Source organism: Pseudomonas sp. RW407, assembly GCF_003176655.1.
GTDB classification, from domain to species: domain Bacteria; phylum Pseudomonadota; class Gammaproteobacteria; order Pseudomonadales; family Pseudomonadaceae; genus Pseudomonas; species Pseudomonas delhiensis.
The window spans coordinates 860,329-875,545 of record NZ_QGSL01000088.1; the positions used below are offsets into that span (position 1 = coordinate 860,329).

The 15,217-nt window shown below is 71.4% G+C and carries 7 protein-coding genes; 2 read left to right on the forward strand and 5 right to left on the reverse strand.

Annotated features, from left to right (window positions below; translation table 11 throughout):
• Positions 1 to 186: 186 nt before the first annotated feature.
• From mgtA to DK254_RS10510, 4 genes are all read right to left on the reverse strand, one after another.
• Entirely contained in the window at positions 187 to 2,907 is a 2,721-nt protein-coding gene (gene mgtA, locus DK254_RS10495; protein WP_109933719.1) for a magnesium-translocating P-type ATPase, read from the reverse strand.
• 86 nt (positions 2,908 to 2,993) lie between these two features.
• The gene (locus DK254_RS10500) at positions 2,994 to 6,659 is read right to left on the reverse strand and encodes a translocation/assembly module TamB domain-containing protein (protein ID WP_109933720.1); all 3,666 of its coding nucleotides are present in this window, start codon (positions 6,657 to 6,659) and stop codon (positions 2,994 to 2,996) included.
• Positions 6,656 to 8,353 (reverse strand): autotransporter assembly complex family protein, encoded by a 1,698-nt coding sequence (locus DK254_RS10505; RefSeq protein WP_109933721.1) that lies wholly within the window; start codon positions 8,351 to 8,353, stop codon positions 6,656 to 6,658. The genes DK254_RS10500 and DK254_RS10505 overlap by 4 nt, the downstream gene beginning before the upstream one ends.
• Positions 8,354 to 8,468: 115 nt before the next feature.
• Positions 8,469 to 9,116: an N-acetyltransferase gene (locus DK254_RS10510; RefSeq protein ID WP_109933722.1), complete on the reverse strand. Its 648-nt coding sequence runs from the start codon at positions 9,114 to 9,116 to the stop codon at positions 8,469 to 8,471.
• Positions 9,117 to 9,265: 149 nt separating this feature from the next.
• Here DK254_RS10510 and xthA point away from each other — a divergent pair, with 149 nt between their 5' ends.
• Complete coding sequence (gene xthA, locus DK254_RS10515) at positions 9,266 to 10,078, forward strand: exodeoxyribonuclease III (RefSeq protein ID WP_109933723.1); 813 nt, start codon at positions 9,266 to 9,268, stop codon at positions 10,076 to 10,078.
• Here the strand turns inward: xthA and DK254_RS10520 are convergent, their stop codons facing one another.
• Positions 10,079 to 13,660 (reverse strand): ATP-binding protein, encoded by a 3,582-nt coding sequence (locus tag DK254_RS10520; protein WP_109933724.1) that lies wholly within the window; start codon positions 13,658 to 13,660, stop codon positions 10,079 to 10,081.
• A 155-nt stretch (positions 13,661 to 13,815) separates the two neighbouring features.
• On the opposite strand from DK254_RS10520, the gene DK254_RS10525 reads away from it, so the two are divergent.
• Positions 13,816 to 15,195, forward strand: coding sequence for a substrate-binding domain-containing protein (locus DK254_RS10525; protein ID WP_109933725.1), 1,380 nt, complete (start codon positions 13,816 to 13,818; stop codon positions 15,193 to 15,195).
• Positions 15,196 to 15,217 lie beyond the last annotated feature (22 nt).

Sequence of the window (15,217 nt, forward strand, 5' to 3'; positions counted from 1 at the left end):
CTTGCTTGCGAAGGGGGTTCTGTCGGGGAGTTTGGTGTTGTGCCGGAGAGCGCCCTCTCCCTAACCCTCTCCCTGAAGGGAGAGGGCTGGGGAGAGGGAAAGGCGCTCCCCCCAAAACACCGTAGCGACAGGTGAACACCCTTCGCGAGCAAGCTCGCCCCTACGAGAGCCCGCGGTACCCGCACCCTACGACCACCCATACCGCCGCGCGAACCAGCCCTTCACCGCCTGGGTCAGGCCCATGTAGCCCAGCAGGATCGCCACCAGCCACGGCCAGTAGCCCGCCGGCAGCGGCTGCATGTGGAAGTAGCGCGCCAGCGGCCCCATCGGCAGGAAGATCGCCAGCGCGCCTATGGCCGCGGTCATCGCCAGCAGCGGCCAGGAGGCGCGGCTCTGCAGGAAGGGGATGCGCCGGGTGCGGATCATGTGCACCACCAGCAGTTGCGAGAGCAGCCCCTCGACGAACCAGCCGGACTGGAACAGCGCCTGGTGCGCCGGGGCGTTGGCGCCGAACACGTGCCAGAGCAGCAGGAAGGTGGTGATGTCGAAGATCGAGCTGAGCGGCCCGAAGAACACCATGAAGCGCCCCAGGCCGTCGGGGTTCCACTGCTGCGGGCGGCTCAGCTGCTCGGCGTCCACGCCGTCGAAGGGGATGGCGATCTGCGAGATGTCGTACAGCAGGTTCTGCACCAGCAGTTGCATGGGCAGCATCGGCAGGAAGGGGATGAAGGCGCTGGCCACCAGCACGCTGAACACGTTGCCGAAGTTGGAACTGGCGGTCATGCGGATGTACTTGAGCATGTTGGCGAAGGTGCGCCGCCCCTCCACCACGCCCTCCTCCAGCACCATCAGGCTCTTCTCCAGGAGGATCAGGTCGGCCGCCTCCTTGGCGATGTCCACCGCCGAGTCCACCGAGATGCCGATGTCCGCGGTGCGTAGCGCCGGGGCGTCGTTGATGCCGTCGCCGAGGAAGCCCACCACGTGGCCGCGCTCGCGCAGCACGCGGACCAGGCGTTCCTTGTGCGTCGGCGTCAACTTGGCGAACAGCGTGGTGCGCTCGGCCAGCTCGCCCAGCGCGGCGTCGTCGATGTCGTCCAGCTGCGGGCCCAGCAGCACGCCGTCGACCGCCAGGCCGACGTCGCGGCAGACCTTCAGCGTCACCCGCTCGTTGTCGCCGGTCAGCACCTTCACCGCCACGCCGTTGGCGGCCAGGGCGCGCAGGGCCGGGGCGGTGGTCTCCTTGGGCGGGTCTAGGAAGGCGATGTAGCCGTCCAGGCACAGCCCCTGCTCGTCGGCCAGGCCGTAGGTGTCACGGTTGGGCGGCAGCTCGCGGGTGGCCACCGCGACCACCCGCAGGCCGTCCTGGTTGAGCGCCTCGGCCACCGCGCGGATGCACGCCAGGCGTTCGCCGGTCAGCGGCTCGACGCCTTCGCGCTCGCGCACCGAGGTGCACACCGCCAGCACTTCCTCCAGGGCCCCCTTGCAGATCAGCAGGTGGTGGTCGTCGCGCTCGCTGACCACCACCGACATGCGCCGGCGGGCGAAGTCGAAGGGGATTTCGTCGACCTTGCGGTAGCGGCTGTCCACCCGCAGCGCCTGGCGCAGTTCCACGTGTTCGAGCACGGCCACGTCCAGCAGGTTCTTCAGCCCGGTCTGGTAGTGGCTGTTGAGGAAGGCCAGCTGCAGCACGCGGTCCTCCACCTCGCCGAAGGCGTCGGTGTGGCGCTCCAGGACGATGCGGTCCTGGGTCAGGGTGCCGGTCTTGTCGGTGCAGAGGATGTCCATGGCGCCGAAGTTCTGGATGGCGTCCAGGCGCTTGACGATGACCTTGCGCCGGCTCAGCGCCACCGCGCCCTTGGCCAGGGTCGAGGTGACGATCATCGGCAGCATTTCCGGGGTCAGGCCGACGGCGATGGACAGCGCGAACAGCGCCGCCTGCAGCCAGTCGCCCTTGGTGAAGCCGTTGAGCAGCAACACGATGGGCGCCATCACCAGCATGAAGCGGATCAGCAGCCAGCTGACCTTGTTGACCCCGGCCTGGAAGGCGGTGGGCGTGTGGTCGCTGGCGATCACCCGCTCGGCCAGCGAGCCGAAATAGGTCTGCGCGCCGGTGCCGACCACCACCGCGCGGGCCGAGCCGCTGACCACGGTGGTGCCCATGAAGCACAGGCTGTCGCGCTCCAGCGGGTTGCCCTGGCGGGCGTCGCGGACCTGGGCGAACTTCTCCACCGGCAGCGACTCGCCGGTGAGCGCAGCCTGGCTGACGAACAGGTCCTTGGCGCTGAACAGGCGCACGTCCGCCGGCACCATGTCGCCGGCCGACAGCCACAGCACCTCGCCGGGCACCAGCTGGCGGATCGGCACCTCCAGGCGCTGCGCCGTGCCCTGCCCGCCCTCCGCACAGCGGAACACGGTGGCGGTGTTGCTGACCATGGCCTTGAGCTGCTCGGCGGCGTCGTTGGAGCGTTTCTCCTGGACGAAACGCAGCAGGGTGGAAATACCCACCATGGCGCCGATCACCACCGCCGCCGGGCTGTCGCCGGTGAACAGCGACACCAGCGCCAGCACGCTGAGCAGCAGGTTGAAGGGGTTGCAGTAGCACAGCCACAGGTGCGTCCACCAGGGCATGGGGCGCGCCTGGTCGACCTCGTTGAGCCCGACGCTGTCGCGGCGCTCGGCGGCCTCGGCCTCGCTGAGGCCCTCGCGGCGGCTGCCCAGGCGCTCGAACAACGCCTGCGGCTCCAGCACCGACCACTCCAGCAGGCCCTGGGCCAGTTGCGCCGGGGCCTGGCGCCCGGCCGCCGAACCACGCAGCAGGTCGAGCAGCACCAGCCGGCGCAGCTGCCGGGCGGGCAGGCCCTTGTTGAGGAACTCCAGCAGGTGGGTCCGGATCTGTTCGAAACGCATGACGACTCCCCATCACTGCCGCCCTGGCCGGCGGCAGCGGGAGTCTGCGAGGTGTTCCTTAAGGCGCCATGAAGACCAGGGGGCCCTTAGAAGTCGCGCTTGTAGAAGATGTCCAGCGAGCTGGCCAATCCGCTGGCGGCTTCCAGGTAGACCTTCTTGCTCAGCAGGTAGCGCAGGGCGATGGTGTTGGCCGGTTCGAACACGCCCACGCCGTAGCGCAGGCTCAGGCGCTCGGAAAGCTGGCCGCTGGCGACCACGCTGGTGCTGTTGCCGGTGCCCTCGGTACCCAGTTCGAAGTCCTTGATGCCCAGTTGCCGGGCCACCTCGCCGGTGACCGGCGCGCTGCCGGCCAGGCCCAGGGCCAGGGCGGCCTCGCCGAGCATGTTGCTGTCCTCGCCGGTGGACAGCGGGCGGCCCATGACCAGGTAGGACAGCGCCTGCTCCTGGCTCATCGCCGGCTCCGAGAAGACCTCGCTGCGCGGCTGCTCGGCGTTGCCCGACAGGCGCAGGCCGGCGACCACGTCGTCGACCTTGCGGATCGCCTCGATGTCCAGGTACGGCTGGTCGATGGGGCCGGCGAACAGCAGCCGCGCGCGGCGGATGGTCAGCTTCTGGCCGTAGGCGCGGTAGCGGCCCTTGTTCAGGCTCAGCTCGCCGCGGGTGTCCATGTCGTTGCCGACGTGCACCTGGCCGGCCAGCTCGGCGCCCAGGCCGAAGCCTTCGAAGGTCAGCTTGTCCTGGCCGACCAGCACGTCCACGTCCATGGCCAGGTGGGTGCCGCTGGCCTCCTTGGGCGGGGCACCGACGATCACGGTGTCGTCGGAGAGCTTCACCGTCGAGGGCGGCAACTGGCGGATGACGATGGCCCCGCGCGGCACCTGCACCTTGCCGGCGACGCTGAGCTTCTGGTCGGCCATGCGCAGCGCCAGGTCCGGGGTGACTTCCAGGGTGGCGTAGGGCTCGACCGTCACCGGCAGGTCGGTGCCGCGCAGCGCCAGGTCCATGTCCAGGCCCTGGCTCCAGGCCAGGTAGCCGCCCAGGCTGCCGTTGCCCTTGTCGCCGCCGCTCCAGGTGCCGCTGAGGTCGACGCGCTCGCCGGCGATGCGCGCCAGCACCTGCAGGTTGGCCACCCGCGTCGGCAGGTCACCGCCGGACAGCTCGCCGCCGGACAGCCGCAGCTCGCCGTCCAGGCGCGGCTGCAGCAGGCCGCCGGAAATGCGCCCGCTGCCATTCAGGCGGCCCTTGAGGGTCTCGACCATGGGCACGAAGGGCCGCGCCACCGCCAGGTCCAGCCCGGCCAGGGTGAAGCTGCCGGTCAGCGGCTTGCTCTTCGGCCGCGGGTCGAGCACGGCCTGGGCTTCCAGGGTGCCGAGCTTGTTGCCGTGGAACTGCAGGCTGCTGTCGATGCGCGTGGGCGTCAGGCGGCTTTCCAGGCGCAGGCTCTGGTACGGGAAGTCGACCCACTGCTCCTGCTCCCTCAGGCGCAGGGTGCCGGCGCCGGCATCCAGCAGGATGTTGCCGCTGGGGCCGCGGGCCGGCAGGTCGAGCTTGACCTCGCCGTTGAGCTTGCCCTGCCAGGCGAAGTCCTCGGGCAGCCAGCGCGCCAGGCTGTCCAGCGGGAAGTCGCGCAGTTGCCAGCGCAGTTGCGGCTCCGGCAGCAGGCGCTGCTCGCCGCCGCACAGGCTGGCCGCGCCGGAGGCCCAGCAATGCGCACCGAGGTTCAGCCGGCCGTCGGCCAGGCGCTCCAGGCGCGCCGGCTGCTGCAGGCGCCAGTCCTGGCCGCCGCTCTGGATCTCGCCCTTGGCCAGGCGGCCGCGCCAGTCGCGGCCGTTCCAGCTGCCGTCGAAGCCCAGCGCCAGCACCAGCGGGCGGCCCTGCAGGGACAGCTCGAGCTGCTGGCGTTGCAGGTCGCCCTGGCCGCTGGCCTTGAACTGGCCGAAGCGCGTCTCGCCGGCGCGCACGCCGTCGGCCAGCAGTTCCAGGCGGCCACGCTGGCCGGCATCGAGGCGGGCGCCGAGGTCGAGGCTGCGCACACCGTTGTCCTGGAAGGCCAGGCGCTGGCCCTTGAGGCTCAGCTCGCCCTGGGGCGCCTTGAGGCTGCCGGCCAGGTCGAGGCGTCCGTTCAACTGGCCCTGCAATTGCGGCCAGAGCTGGCCCAGGCGCGCCAGGGCGATGTCCAGGCGCCCGGCCAGGCGCTGGTCGAGGCTGGCCTGGCCGCTGATGCGGTTGTCGCCCAGGCGCAGCTCCAGGCCGTCGACTTTCCAGTTCTGGCCCTGGCCGTTGGCGGCGGTCTTGAAAACCGCCGGTTGGCCGCGCAGGCGCCCCTGCAGGTCGAGGTTGGCCTGCAGGGCGAGCACGCCATCCTTGTAGCTGCCCTGGCTGCTCAGCGGGCCGGCCAGCTTGCCCGGCAGCTCGGCCACCCAGTAGGCCGGGTCGAGGTCGCTCAGCTTCAGTTGCGCGTCCCAGGCCAGGCCGCCGGCGAACTTCAGGCCCAGGCTGCCCTCGGCCTTGCCCTGGCCGGCGGTGAGCTGCAGCGACGGCAGGTGCACCTCGGCGAGGTTGCCGGACACCGGGCTGCTCAGCTGGAAGGCCCCGGCCGGGCCGCTGAGTTCGGCGGCGAAGTTGCCCAGGTAGGCCTCGTCGCGGTACTGCAGGTCGGCCTGCAGGCGGTGCATGGCCACCGGCGGCGGCTCCATGGGGTACAGGCGCAGCCAGGGGAAGTCCAGCCAGTCCAGCCTGGCGTCGGCGGCGAAGCCCTCCTGCCAGTCGAGGCGGCCGCTCAGGCCCAGGCGCTGTTCCGGCGCGGAGCTGAGGTTCAGCGCCGCGATGTCCGCGCCCTTGGCGTCGACGCGGCCCTGCAGGGCCAGGGCGACGTCGCCGCCCTCCCCCGGCAGCACCGCCGAGCCGCTGACCTGGTAGCCGGCGGCCAGGTCGCCCCTGGCCTGCAGCAGCACCTTGTTCAGCACCAGGGTGTCGGGCAGGTCCGCTGCGCCGCGGAAGCCGTCGGCAGTGATCTTCGCGCTGGCCGGCAGGTTCTCCGCCAGCGGTTGCAGGTCGCCGCTCAGGTGGCCTTGCAGGTAGCCGCTGCTGTCGGCCTCCAGCAATAGGTGGCCGAGCAGTTCGCCCTTGGCTTGCAGCTTCAATGCCCAGGGCTGCTCGCCGGGCGCCGGCAGGCGCAGGCTGCCCTGAGCCTGCAGCGGCCAGTTGCCCTGGGGGACGAGCAGCCCGCTCAGGTCCACGGCGAGGTCGCCGCGAGCGGCCTTGAGGGTGTCGATGTGCAGGCCGTCGGCCTCCCAGTGGGCGCTGGCCTGGACGTTGCTGACCTGTTCGTTGCCATCGAGCAGGAAGCTGCCCAGGCGCACTTCGCCCAGGCGCACCGCCAGCGGCAGCTTCAGCGCCGGCAGCCGGATCGGCCCTTCGCTGGGTTCCGCAGGCCCCGGCGCCAGGCGCAATTGCACGCGCTCGACCACCAGGCGGTCGATGCACAGCGCCCCCTGCAGCAGGCACGCCGGCGACCAGGCGAACTGCGGCCGCTCGACCTCGAGCGTGGTGGCGCCGTCGCTCCAGGCCAGGTGCTCGGCCTGCCAGGCCCCGCCCAGCCGGCCGGCATAGCCCTGCACCTGCAGGCCCGGCACCAGGCCCAGGGCCCAGCGGCTGCCGGCCTCGCTGCCGAGGATGGCGAACAGCGCCACGGCCAGCAGCAGGATCAGGCCGAGCAGCGCGGCCAGGAAGTATTTCAGCAGGCGCGTCACAGCTCGGGCCCCATGGAGAAGTGGATGCGCCAGCCGCCACCCTCGTCCAGGCCGTCGGCCAGGTCCAGGCGCAGCGGCCCCACCGGCGACACCCAACGGATGCCGAAACCGACGCCGGTCTTGATCGAGGGGAAGTCCAGCGAGTTGAAGGAGTTGCCCTGGTCGATGAAGGTCGCCAGGCGCCATTTTTCGGCCAGCGGGTACTGGTACTCGACGCTGCCGGCGACCATGTAGCGCCCGCCGATGCGGTCGCCCTGGGAGTTCTTCGGCGACAGCGTCTGGTAGTCGTAGCCGCGCACGCTCTGGTCGCCGCCGGCGAAGAAGCGCAGCGACGGCGGGATGCTCGAATAGTCGTTGGTGGCGATGAAGCCGACCTGGGCGCGGCCGAGCAGGCGGTGGCCGCCGGCGAAGGTGGTCAACCCGCGGGCCTGCGCGCTGACGTGGGCCAGGTCGGCGTCGGCCAGCAGGCCCTCCTTGGCCACCTTGGTCTCCAGCTGCAGGCGGTAGCCCTGGTGGGGGTCGACCTTGTTGTCGGCCTGTAGGATGGAATAGCCGAAGCCGGGCATGAGGAAGCTGCTGTTGCCCGAGTCGTCGCCCAGCAGGTATTCCTCGTGCAGCCAGCCCAGGGAGAAGGAACGCTGCCAGCCGCTGGGCAGCTTGCGCAGCCATTCGCCGCCGATGGTGAACTGCTTGCTCTCGGTGTCCACCAGGTCTTCGTTCTGGTAGCCGGTGGTGAAGCGCAGCTTGTCGGTCAGCGGCGGGTCCAGCGGCACCTCGTACCAGGCGCCGACGTTCTGCCGCGGCCCCGAGACTTCGGCTTCGGTACCCAGGCTGTGGCCCTGGGGGTTGACCCAGTGGCGCGTCCAGCTGAACTTGGCGCGCGGCCCCACGTCGGTGGAGAAGCCCAGGCCGACGCCCAGGGAACGCGGCTTGCGCGCGGTCAGGTGGACCGCCACCGGAATGCTCTCGCCCTTGGCCTGCAGGGGCGATGCGTCGACGCGCACGCCGTCGAAGTAGCCGCTGGACTGCAGGGCCTGGTTGAGGTCGGCGATGAGTTCGGAGTCGTAGGCCTCGCCCTGGTGGAAGGGCACCATGCGCTGCAGCAGTTCCTCGTCGAAGGGGAAGTCGCCGCTGAAGCTGACCGCGCCCAGGGCGTAGCGCGGGCCGCTGGCGTACACCAGCTCGATGTCGGCCACCCCGGCCTCGGGGTCGACGCGCAGTTGCTGGCGGGTGAACTGGCCGCGGAAGAAGCCGAAGCGCGAGGCCTGGTTCTGGATCAGCCGCTTGGCGTCCTCGTAGGTGCCGTGGTTGAGCTGCGCGCCGGGCTTGAGGCCATCGCCGGCGGGAGTGCGGAAGCTCTTCAGCTGCGCCGCCGGGCCCTCGATGCGGATGTCGACCGTGCGCAGCTTCACCGGCTCGCCGGGCGAGACGTCGATGCGCAGGCGCGGGGTCTTGTCGTCGCCGCGCACCCGCGCGCGGATGCGCGCCTGGTAGTAGCCCAGCGCCTGGGCGGCCTGCACGGCCTGCTGCTGGACCGTGCGGCGCAGGCGTCGCAGGGCGGTTTCGTCGCGCCCTTCCACGCTGCCCACATAGGCCTCGATATTGGCCTTGAGCGCAGAGTTGGCGGGGTCGATACGTACGTCGAGCTGGCTTTCCGCTGCCACTGCCGCGCCGATCCAGCACAGCAGGCCCATCAGCGCTAGCCGAATCGTTCCTTGGAGTCTCATGGCGCGAGATGCTAGCACGATGGCCGTGACAATCCAGCGCCGCGGCCCCTGCGCCGCGGCTTTGCGCGATGGCGAGGGGCTATCAGCCCTCGCGGGCCAGGCGCGATTCCGGCTGCGGGTTGGGGTGGAACAGCACGTGTTCGCGGATCGGCCCCAGCGCCACCTCGCCCACCTCCTCGTAGCCGTGGCGGCGGTAGAAATCCAGGTAGCGGGCGTTGCCGGTGTCCAGCACCAGGCCCTGGGAATTCGCGTCCTCGGCGCACCAAGCATGCAGGGCGTCGAGCAGCTGTTCGCCGAGGTGGCGGCCCTGGAATTCCGGGTGCACGCCCAGCAGCGGCAGCACGTGGTAGGGCCCCGGCGGCAGGCAGCCGAGCACCGCCTCGTGGTAGCCCAGGTAGCGCCGCGTGCAGCGGAAGCCGGTGGTGAGCAGCATGCGCATGCGCCAGGCCCAGCTGTCGGTGATGTCCAGGCGGCGTTGCGGCGGCGCGATCAGCGCCACCGCCACCAGGCGCTCGTCGATCACCAGGCCGAGCACCGGCAGGTCCTCGGACAGGTGCCGGTTGGTCAGCTCGCGCACGGTGGCGCGCACCCGCTGGTCGAAGCCGGGGCGGTCGCTTTCGAACAGGTAGGCGAAGGTCGGCTCGTGGCGGTAGGCGTGGTAGAGCAGCGAGCGGATCTCCCGGGCATAGGAATCGCCCAGGAAGCGGACTTCGGCGAGCGTCTCAGGCATGCGGACACCTCTTCTTATACTGTTGTGGGCCCAGAGCCGAACCCTAGCAGCGCCGCGCCCGCACCGCCAGCATCGCCGTCGGGCCGCTACGGCATTTGCCGCTGCCGGCGCCAGCGGCTAGCATCGTCACTTTGCCCAGGACGCTGCGGATGAAAATCGTCTCCTTCAATATCAATGGCTTGCGTGCCCGCCCCGCCCAACTCAAGGCGATCGTCGAGACGCACCAGCCCGACGTCATCGGCCTGCAGGAAACCAAGGTCGCCGACGACCAGTTCCCCCGCGAAGAGATCGAGGCCCTGGGCTACCAGGTGCACTTCCACGGCCAGAAGGGCCATTACGGCGTGGCCCTGCTCTCGCGCCAGGCGCCGCTGGAGATCCGCTACGGCTTCCCCAACGACGGCGAGGACGCCCAGCGCCGCTTCATCTGGGGCACCTTCGCCGACGCCGACGGCCAGCCGATCACCGTGATGAACGGTTACTTCCCCCAGGGCGAAAGCCGCGACCACCCGGTGAAGTTCCCGGCCAAGCAGCGCTTCTACGCCGACCTGCAGCACCTGCTGGAGAACCAGTTCAAGCCCGACCAGCGCCTGGTGATCATGGGCGACATCAACATCTCGCCGGAAGACTGCGACATCGGCATCGGCGAGGAGAACCGCAAGCGCTGGCTGCGCACCGGCAAGTGCAGCTTCCTCCCCGAGGAACGCGAGTGGCTCGGCAAGCTCAAGGCCTGGGGCCTGGTGGACAGCTTCCGCCAGCTGCACCCGCAGGTGGACGACCGCTTCAGCTGGTTCGACTACCGCAGCCGCGGCTTCGAGGACGAGCCCAAGCGCGGCCTGCGCATCGACGTCATCCTGGCCTCCGAGGCGCTGCGCCCGCGCCTGGCCGATGCCGGCATCGACTACCAGATCCGCGGCATGGAAAAACCCTCCGACCACGCGCCCATCTGGCTCAAGCTGAGCTGATCAGCCGCCGGCGCGCGCCAGCCAGTCGGCCAGCGCGCGCTGCAGTCCGGCCAGCGCCGCGTCGGCCTGGCCCAGGCGCGCCTCCAGCCCTTCGCCGTCGCCTTCGCAGATCCGCTGCAGGGCGCGACAATGCCCTTCCGCCTCGGCGGCGCCGATGATCGCCGCGGCGCCGGCCAGGCGGTGGGCCAGGTCGCCCAGGGCCTTGCGCTCGCCGTTGCGCCAGGCCTGGTGCATCTGCTCGATGTCGCGGGCGTTGGTCTGCGCCAGGGTGCGCACGAACTCCCGCGCCGCCTCGCTTTCCAGCGGCTGCGGGCCGAACAGGCCACCCAGGTCGAAGGCCGCCGGTTCCTCGGCCGGCCCGGCCGGCGCCACGCCCTGGGCGCCGGCCAGCGCCTGGGCCAGCACTTCGAGGGTCAGCGGCTTGAACAGCACCTGGTCCATGCCGGCATCCAGGCAACGCTGCACTTCTTCCTCCTGGGCATTGGCCGTGGCGCCGATCACCCGGCACCGCCTGCGCCCTTCCTGGCGCTCGTGGGCGCGGATGCGCCGGCTCAGCTCGTAGCCGTCGACGCCGGGCATCCGGCAGTCGCTGACCACTGCATCGAAGTCGCCCGCCAGCCAGGCCAGCCAGCCCTCTTCGCCGCCGGCAGCCAGGGTGGCACTGTGGCCCAGGTGCGCCAGCTGCTGGCGGAACACCATGCGGTTGGCCGGATGGTCGTCCACCGCCAGCACCCGCAGCCCCTGCCCGCTGGCCTGCTGCGAGCCCTGGCGGGGCGCCTGCTCCGGCGCCGCGGTGAGCACCAGCGGCAGGCGCAGGCTGAAGCAGGAGCCCTCCCCGGGCGTGCTGCGCAGGCCGATGTCGCCGCCCATCAGCTGCGCCAGGTGGCGGCTGATGTGCAGGCCCAGGCCGCTGCCGGCCTGGCGTGCCGGCTGCTGCACCTGGGCGAAGGGCTGGAACAGCCGGGCCTGGTCCTCGGCGGAAATGCCGATGCCGCTGTCGATCACCTCCACCCGCAGCTCCAGGCGCTCGCCCTGCCGCCGGGCGCCGGCCCGCACGCGAACGCCGCCGTGCTCGGTGAACTTCACCGCGTTGTTCAGCAGGTTGAACAGCACCTGCTTGAAGCGCAGCGCATCCAGCAGCACCCAGTGGTCCAGCTCGCCCTCGGTCTCCAGGTCCAGGCCCAGGCCCTTCTGCGTGGCCAGGCCGGCGAACAGCGCCACCGCGCCCTCGATCTCGCGGCGCAGCAGCGCCGGCTGCGGCGTCGAGTCGATGCGCCCGGACTCGATGCGCGCCATGTCCAGTACGTTGCCGATCAGCATCAGCAGGGCCCGCGCGGCGTCCTGCGCCACCTCCAGCGCCTCGCGGTCGAGCACGCCGCCGCGGGCCTTTTCCAGCACCAGCTCCTGCAGCCCGACGATGGCGTTCATCGGCGTGCGGATCTCGTGGCTCATGGTCGAGAGGAACTGGCTCTTGGCGGCGCTGGCCTGGTCCGCGCGCTGCCGCTCGCCCTCCAGCTGGTTCACCAGTTGCTGGCGCTCGGTCAGGTCGATCCAGCCGCCGATCACGCCCTGGATGGTCCCCGCCTCGTCGCGCTGGGCCACCGCCCAGTGATAGACGTAGTGCTCGCCGTCGCGCAGGCGCAGCACGTAGTCGCCCGGCACCGGCATCTGGCCGTCGGCCACCTGCCGCCGGTGCGTCTGCATCAGGCGCTCGGCCTCCTCCCCGGGGAACCAGTCCAGCTCGCCGATGGCCTTGCCCCGGCAATCCGCCAGGCGCGCGTCGAACAGGCGCAGCAGGGCCTGGTTGCAGTGGTCCAGGTGGCCCTCGCGGTCGAGGCGGTAGACCGGGTTGGGCAAGGCCTCGATCAACTCGTTGAGCAGGCCCACCTGCTCGCCCAGGCGCTGCTCGGCGCGCCGCGTGCGCAGCACCTGGCGGTTGAGGTAGAAGCCCCAGACCAGCGACAGCGCCACCAGCGCCGTGGCCACCGCGAGGCCGGCGAGGATCGCCTCGCGGTAGCGGCTCCAGAAGTCGCCGCCGCTGGCCGCCAGGCGCGGCTCCCAGCGCCGCACCAGTTCGGCCACCTCCTCCGGGTCCACCGACAGCTGGGCCTTCTCCAGGATGGAGTAGAGCTCCGGCTGGTCCGGCAGCACGCCGATGCCGAAGGGGGTGCTCAGGTCCTCGAGTATGCCGGCGACCTTGAGGCTGTCCTTGAACTCACCGGCGATCAGCGCCCGGGCGCTGAACAGGGTGCTGACGGCGGCGTCGCTGCGCCGCTCGACCACGTCGCGCAGGGCGCTGCGCTGGTTGCTCGACGACTCCAGGCGGACCTCGGGGTAGCGCTCGGCCAGCGTGCGGTTGAGGTAGGGGCCGATGGCGACGGACACGCGCTTGCCGGCCAGGTCGCCAAGGTCGTGGACACCCTCCTCGCCCTTGCGCGTCACCAGGATCATGGTGGCGCGCAGGTAGGGCGGCAGCAGCGTCAGCCCCTCGGCATTGGGCACCACCACCGGCGTCAGCCAGGCGCGCCGGGCCTGCAGTTCGGCGAACACGTCTGCGTAGTCGTCCACCGCGGCATAGGTGAAATGCAGCCCGGAGCGCCGGCCCAGCAGGTCCAGGTAGTCGCGGGCGATGCCGCTGACGCGGCCGGCGGCGTCGGCCTGGGCCAGCGAGCCGCTGTGCCGGTTGAGCACCACCGGCACCTGCGGGTGGGCCGCCAGCCAGCGGTTCTCCCGCGGCGTCAGCACCACCCGCTGGCCGCCCAGGCGCAGGCGCTCGCCGGCGCTCCAGCGGCGCAGGATCTCCTCGTTGCGCTGCACGTCGATGCGCGCCAGGCCGCGGTCCACCAGGCCCAGCAGGCGTTCCCCGGTGGGCGCCAGGAGGAAGCCGAAGCCGGCGCTCTCCAGCGGCGCGAAGTTGTCGATGCGCAGGTTGAACAGGTAGTTCATGTTGATCAGGTAGTGCACCGACAGCGCATCGCCGAGCATGCCGTCGACGTTGCCCAGGCTCAGCGCCTCCAGGGCCCGCAGCGGCGAGGCGAAGAGCAGGATGCGGCTGTTCGGGTAGGCCGCCTGCACCTGGGGCAGGCGCAGGTAGTCGGCCACCAGCGCCAGGGTGGTGCCCGGCCGGCCGGCGTCGAAGGGGCGCGTCTCGTCGCTGACCAGCACCGGCTGGTCCTGCAGGTAGGCGCGGCTGCGCAACAGGCCGCGGGCCTCGGCCTCGCTGGCGGTGCCGCCGCAGACCAGGTCGATCTCGCCCTTGCGCAGCGCCTCCAGCGCCGCCTCCCGCGAGGGGTAGGCGTAGACGCGCTGGTAGCCGCCGGCCAGCAGCCCCAGGTAGTCGGCGCTGACGCCTTCCAGGCGCCCGCCGCCGACGATCTGCAGCGGCGGCCGGTCGTTCAGCGCCACGCCCACGCGCAGCGGGCCGCGCTGCGTCAGCCAGGCCCGCTCGGCGGGGCTCAGCCAACTGTCGGGCATGTGCGCGCTGTAGCCGGACAGCGTCAGCGGCTGCGGCTCGGCGGCCAGGGCCGGCGCTCCACCCAGCAGCAGGGCACAGCAGAGGATGAGGCCGCGTGCGAGGTCCATGGCGCTCCTGGCGAGGTGGGTCGGCGGCCGTCCGGCTGCCCGCTGTTGAATGACTATAGCCAAGAGCCCGGGCGGCCGCGGCGCCCGGCGTCACCGCAGTGAAACCTTGCCGGCCTATGCTCCCGGCCTGGTCCGCAACCGCTCTGGAACCGCCGATGCCGCACTTCACACGCCACGACAAGGACGCCTGGCCGGTCACCCTCGCCTGGCTGCTCATCGCCTTCGTCTGCTACGCCCTGCCCTGGCACGCCTTCGCCGCGCTGCCCGCCTCCCAGGACGGCCAGCCGGTGCTGCGCATCCAGGGCTCCAACACCATAGGCGCGCACCTGCTGCCGGAACTGGTCAGGGGGCTGCTGCTGGAACAGGGCTACAAGGCCATCCTCGCCGAACCCGGCCAGGCGCAGAACGAGACGCTGGTCCGCGCCCGTGACGCCCAGGGCCATGACGTCGTGGTGACGGTGGCCGCCCATGGCTCCAGCACCGGCTTCGCCGCGCTGAAGGACGGCAGCGCCGAGATCGCCACCGCCTCGCGGCCGATCAAGGACGCCGAGGCCGTGGCCCTGTCCACCTCGGGCAACCTGCGCAGCGCCACGGCCGAGCAGGTGATCGGCATCGACGGCCTGGCCATCGTCGTCCACCCGGACAACCCCCTGCGCGAGCTGACCACCGACCAGCTGGCCCAGGTCTTCGCCGGCGAGGTAACGACCTGGGAGGAACTCGGCGGCCGCGGCGGCGCCATCCACCTGTACGCCCGCGACGACAACTCCGGCACCTTCGATACCTTCAAGGAGCTGGTCCTGGCCAGCCACGGCAAGCCCCTGGCCGCCTCCGCCCAGCGCTTCGAGTCCAGCGACGCGCTCTCGGCCCAGGTCGCCGCGGACCCGCAGGGCATCGGCTTCGTCGGCCTGGCCTCGGTGCTCAAGGCGCGCGCCCTGGCCATCGCCGACGGCGAGTCGCGGGCGATGCTGCCCACCCCCGGCGGCATCGCCACCGAGGACTACCCGCTGGCGCGCCGCCTGTACCTGTACATCAAGCCCAACGAACGCAACCCCTGGGCCCTGGCCCTGGTGCAGTTCGCCCAGGGCGACCGCGGCCAGGCCCTGGTCAGCGGCAGCGGCTTCGTCGGCCAGCGCGTGCAGGCCATGCGCGTGCAGCCCGCCCAGGGCATGCCCGAGGCCTACCAGGCCCTGGCCCGCGAGGCCCGGCGGCTGTCGCTGAACTTCCGCTTCCGCGAGGGCAGCGCCACCCTGGACAACAAGGCCCGGCGCGATGTCGAGCGCCTGCTGGCCTACCTGCGCCAGCACGACAAGCTCGACGGCAAGGCGGTGCTGGTCGGTTTCGGCGATGCCCGCCAGGACCCGGCCCGCGCCCAGCTGCTGTCCAAGCTGCGGGCCATGGCGGTGCGCCGCGAGCTGGCCAGGGAAGGGGTCGTGTTCCAGGGCATCGAAGGGCTGGGCGCGGCCCTGCCGGTGGCGGCCAACGACGACCAGGAAGGCCGGGTGAAGAACCGCCGCGTGGAGGTCTGGGTGTACTGACCCAGGGCAGCCCGCGCTGCCG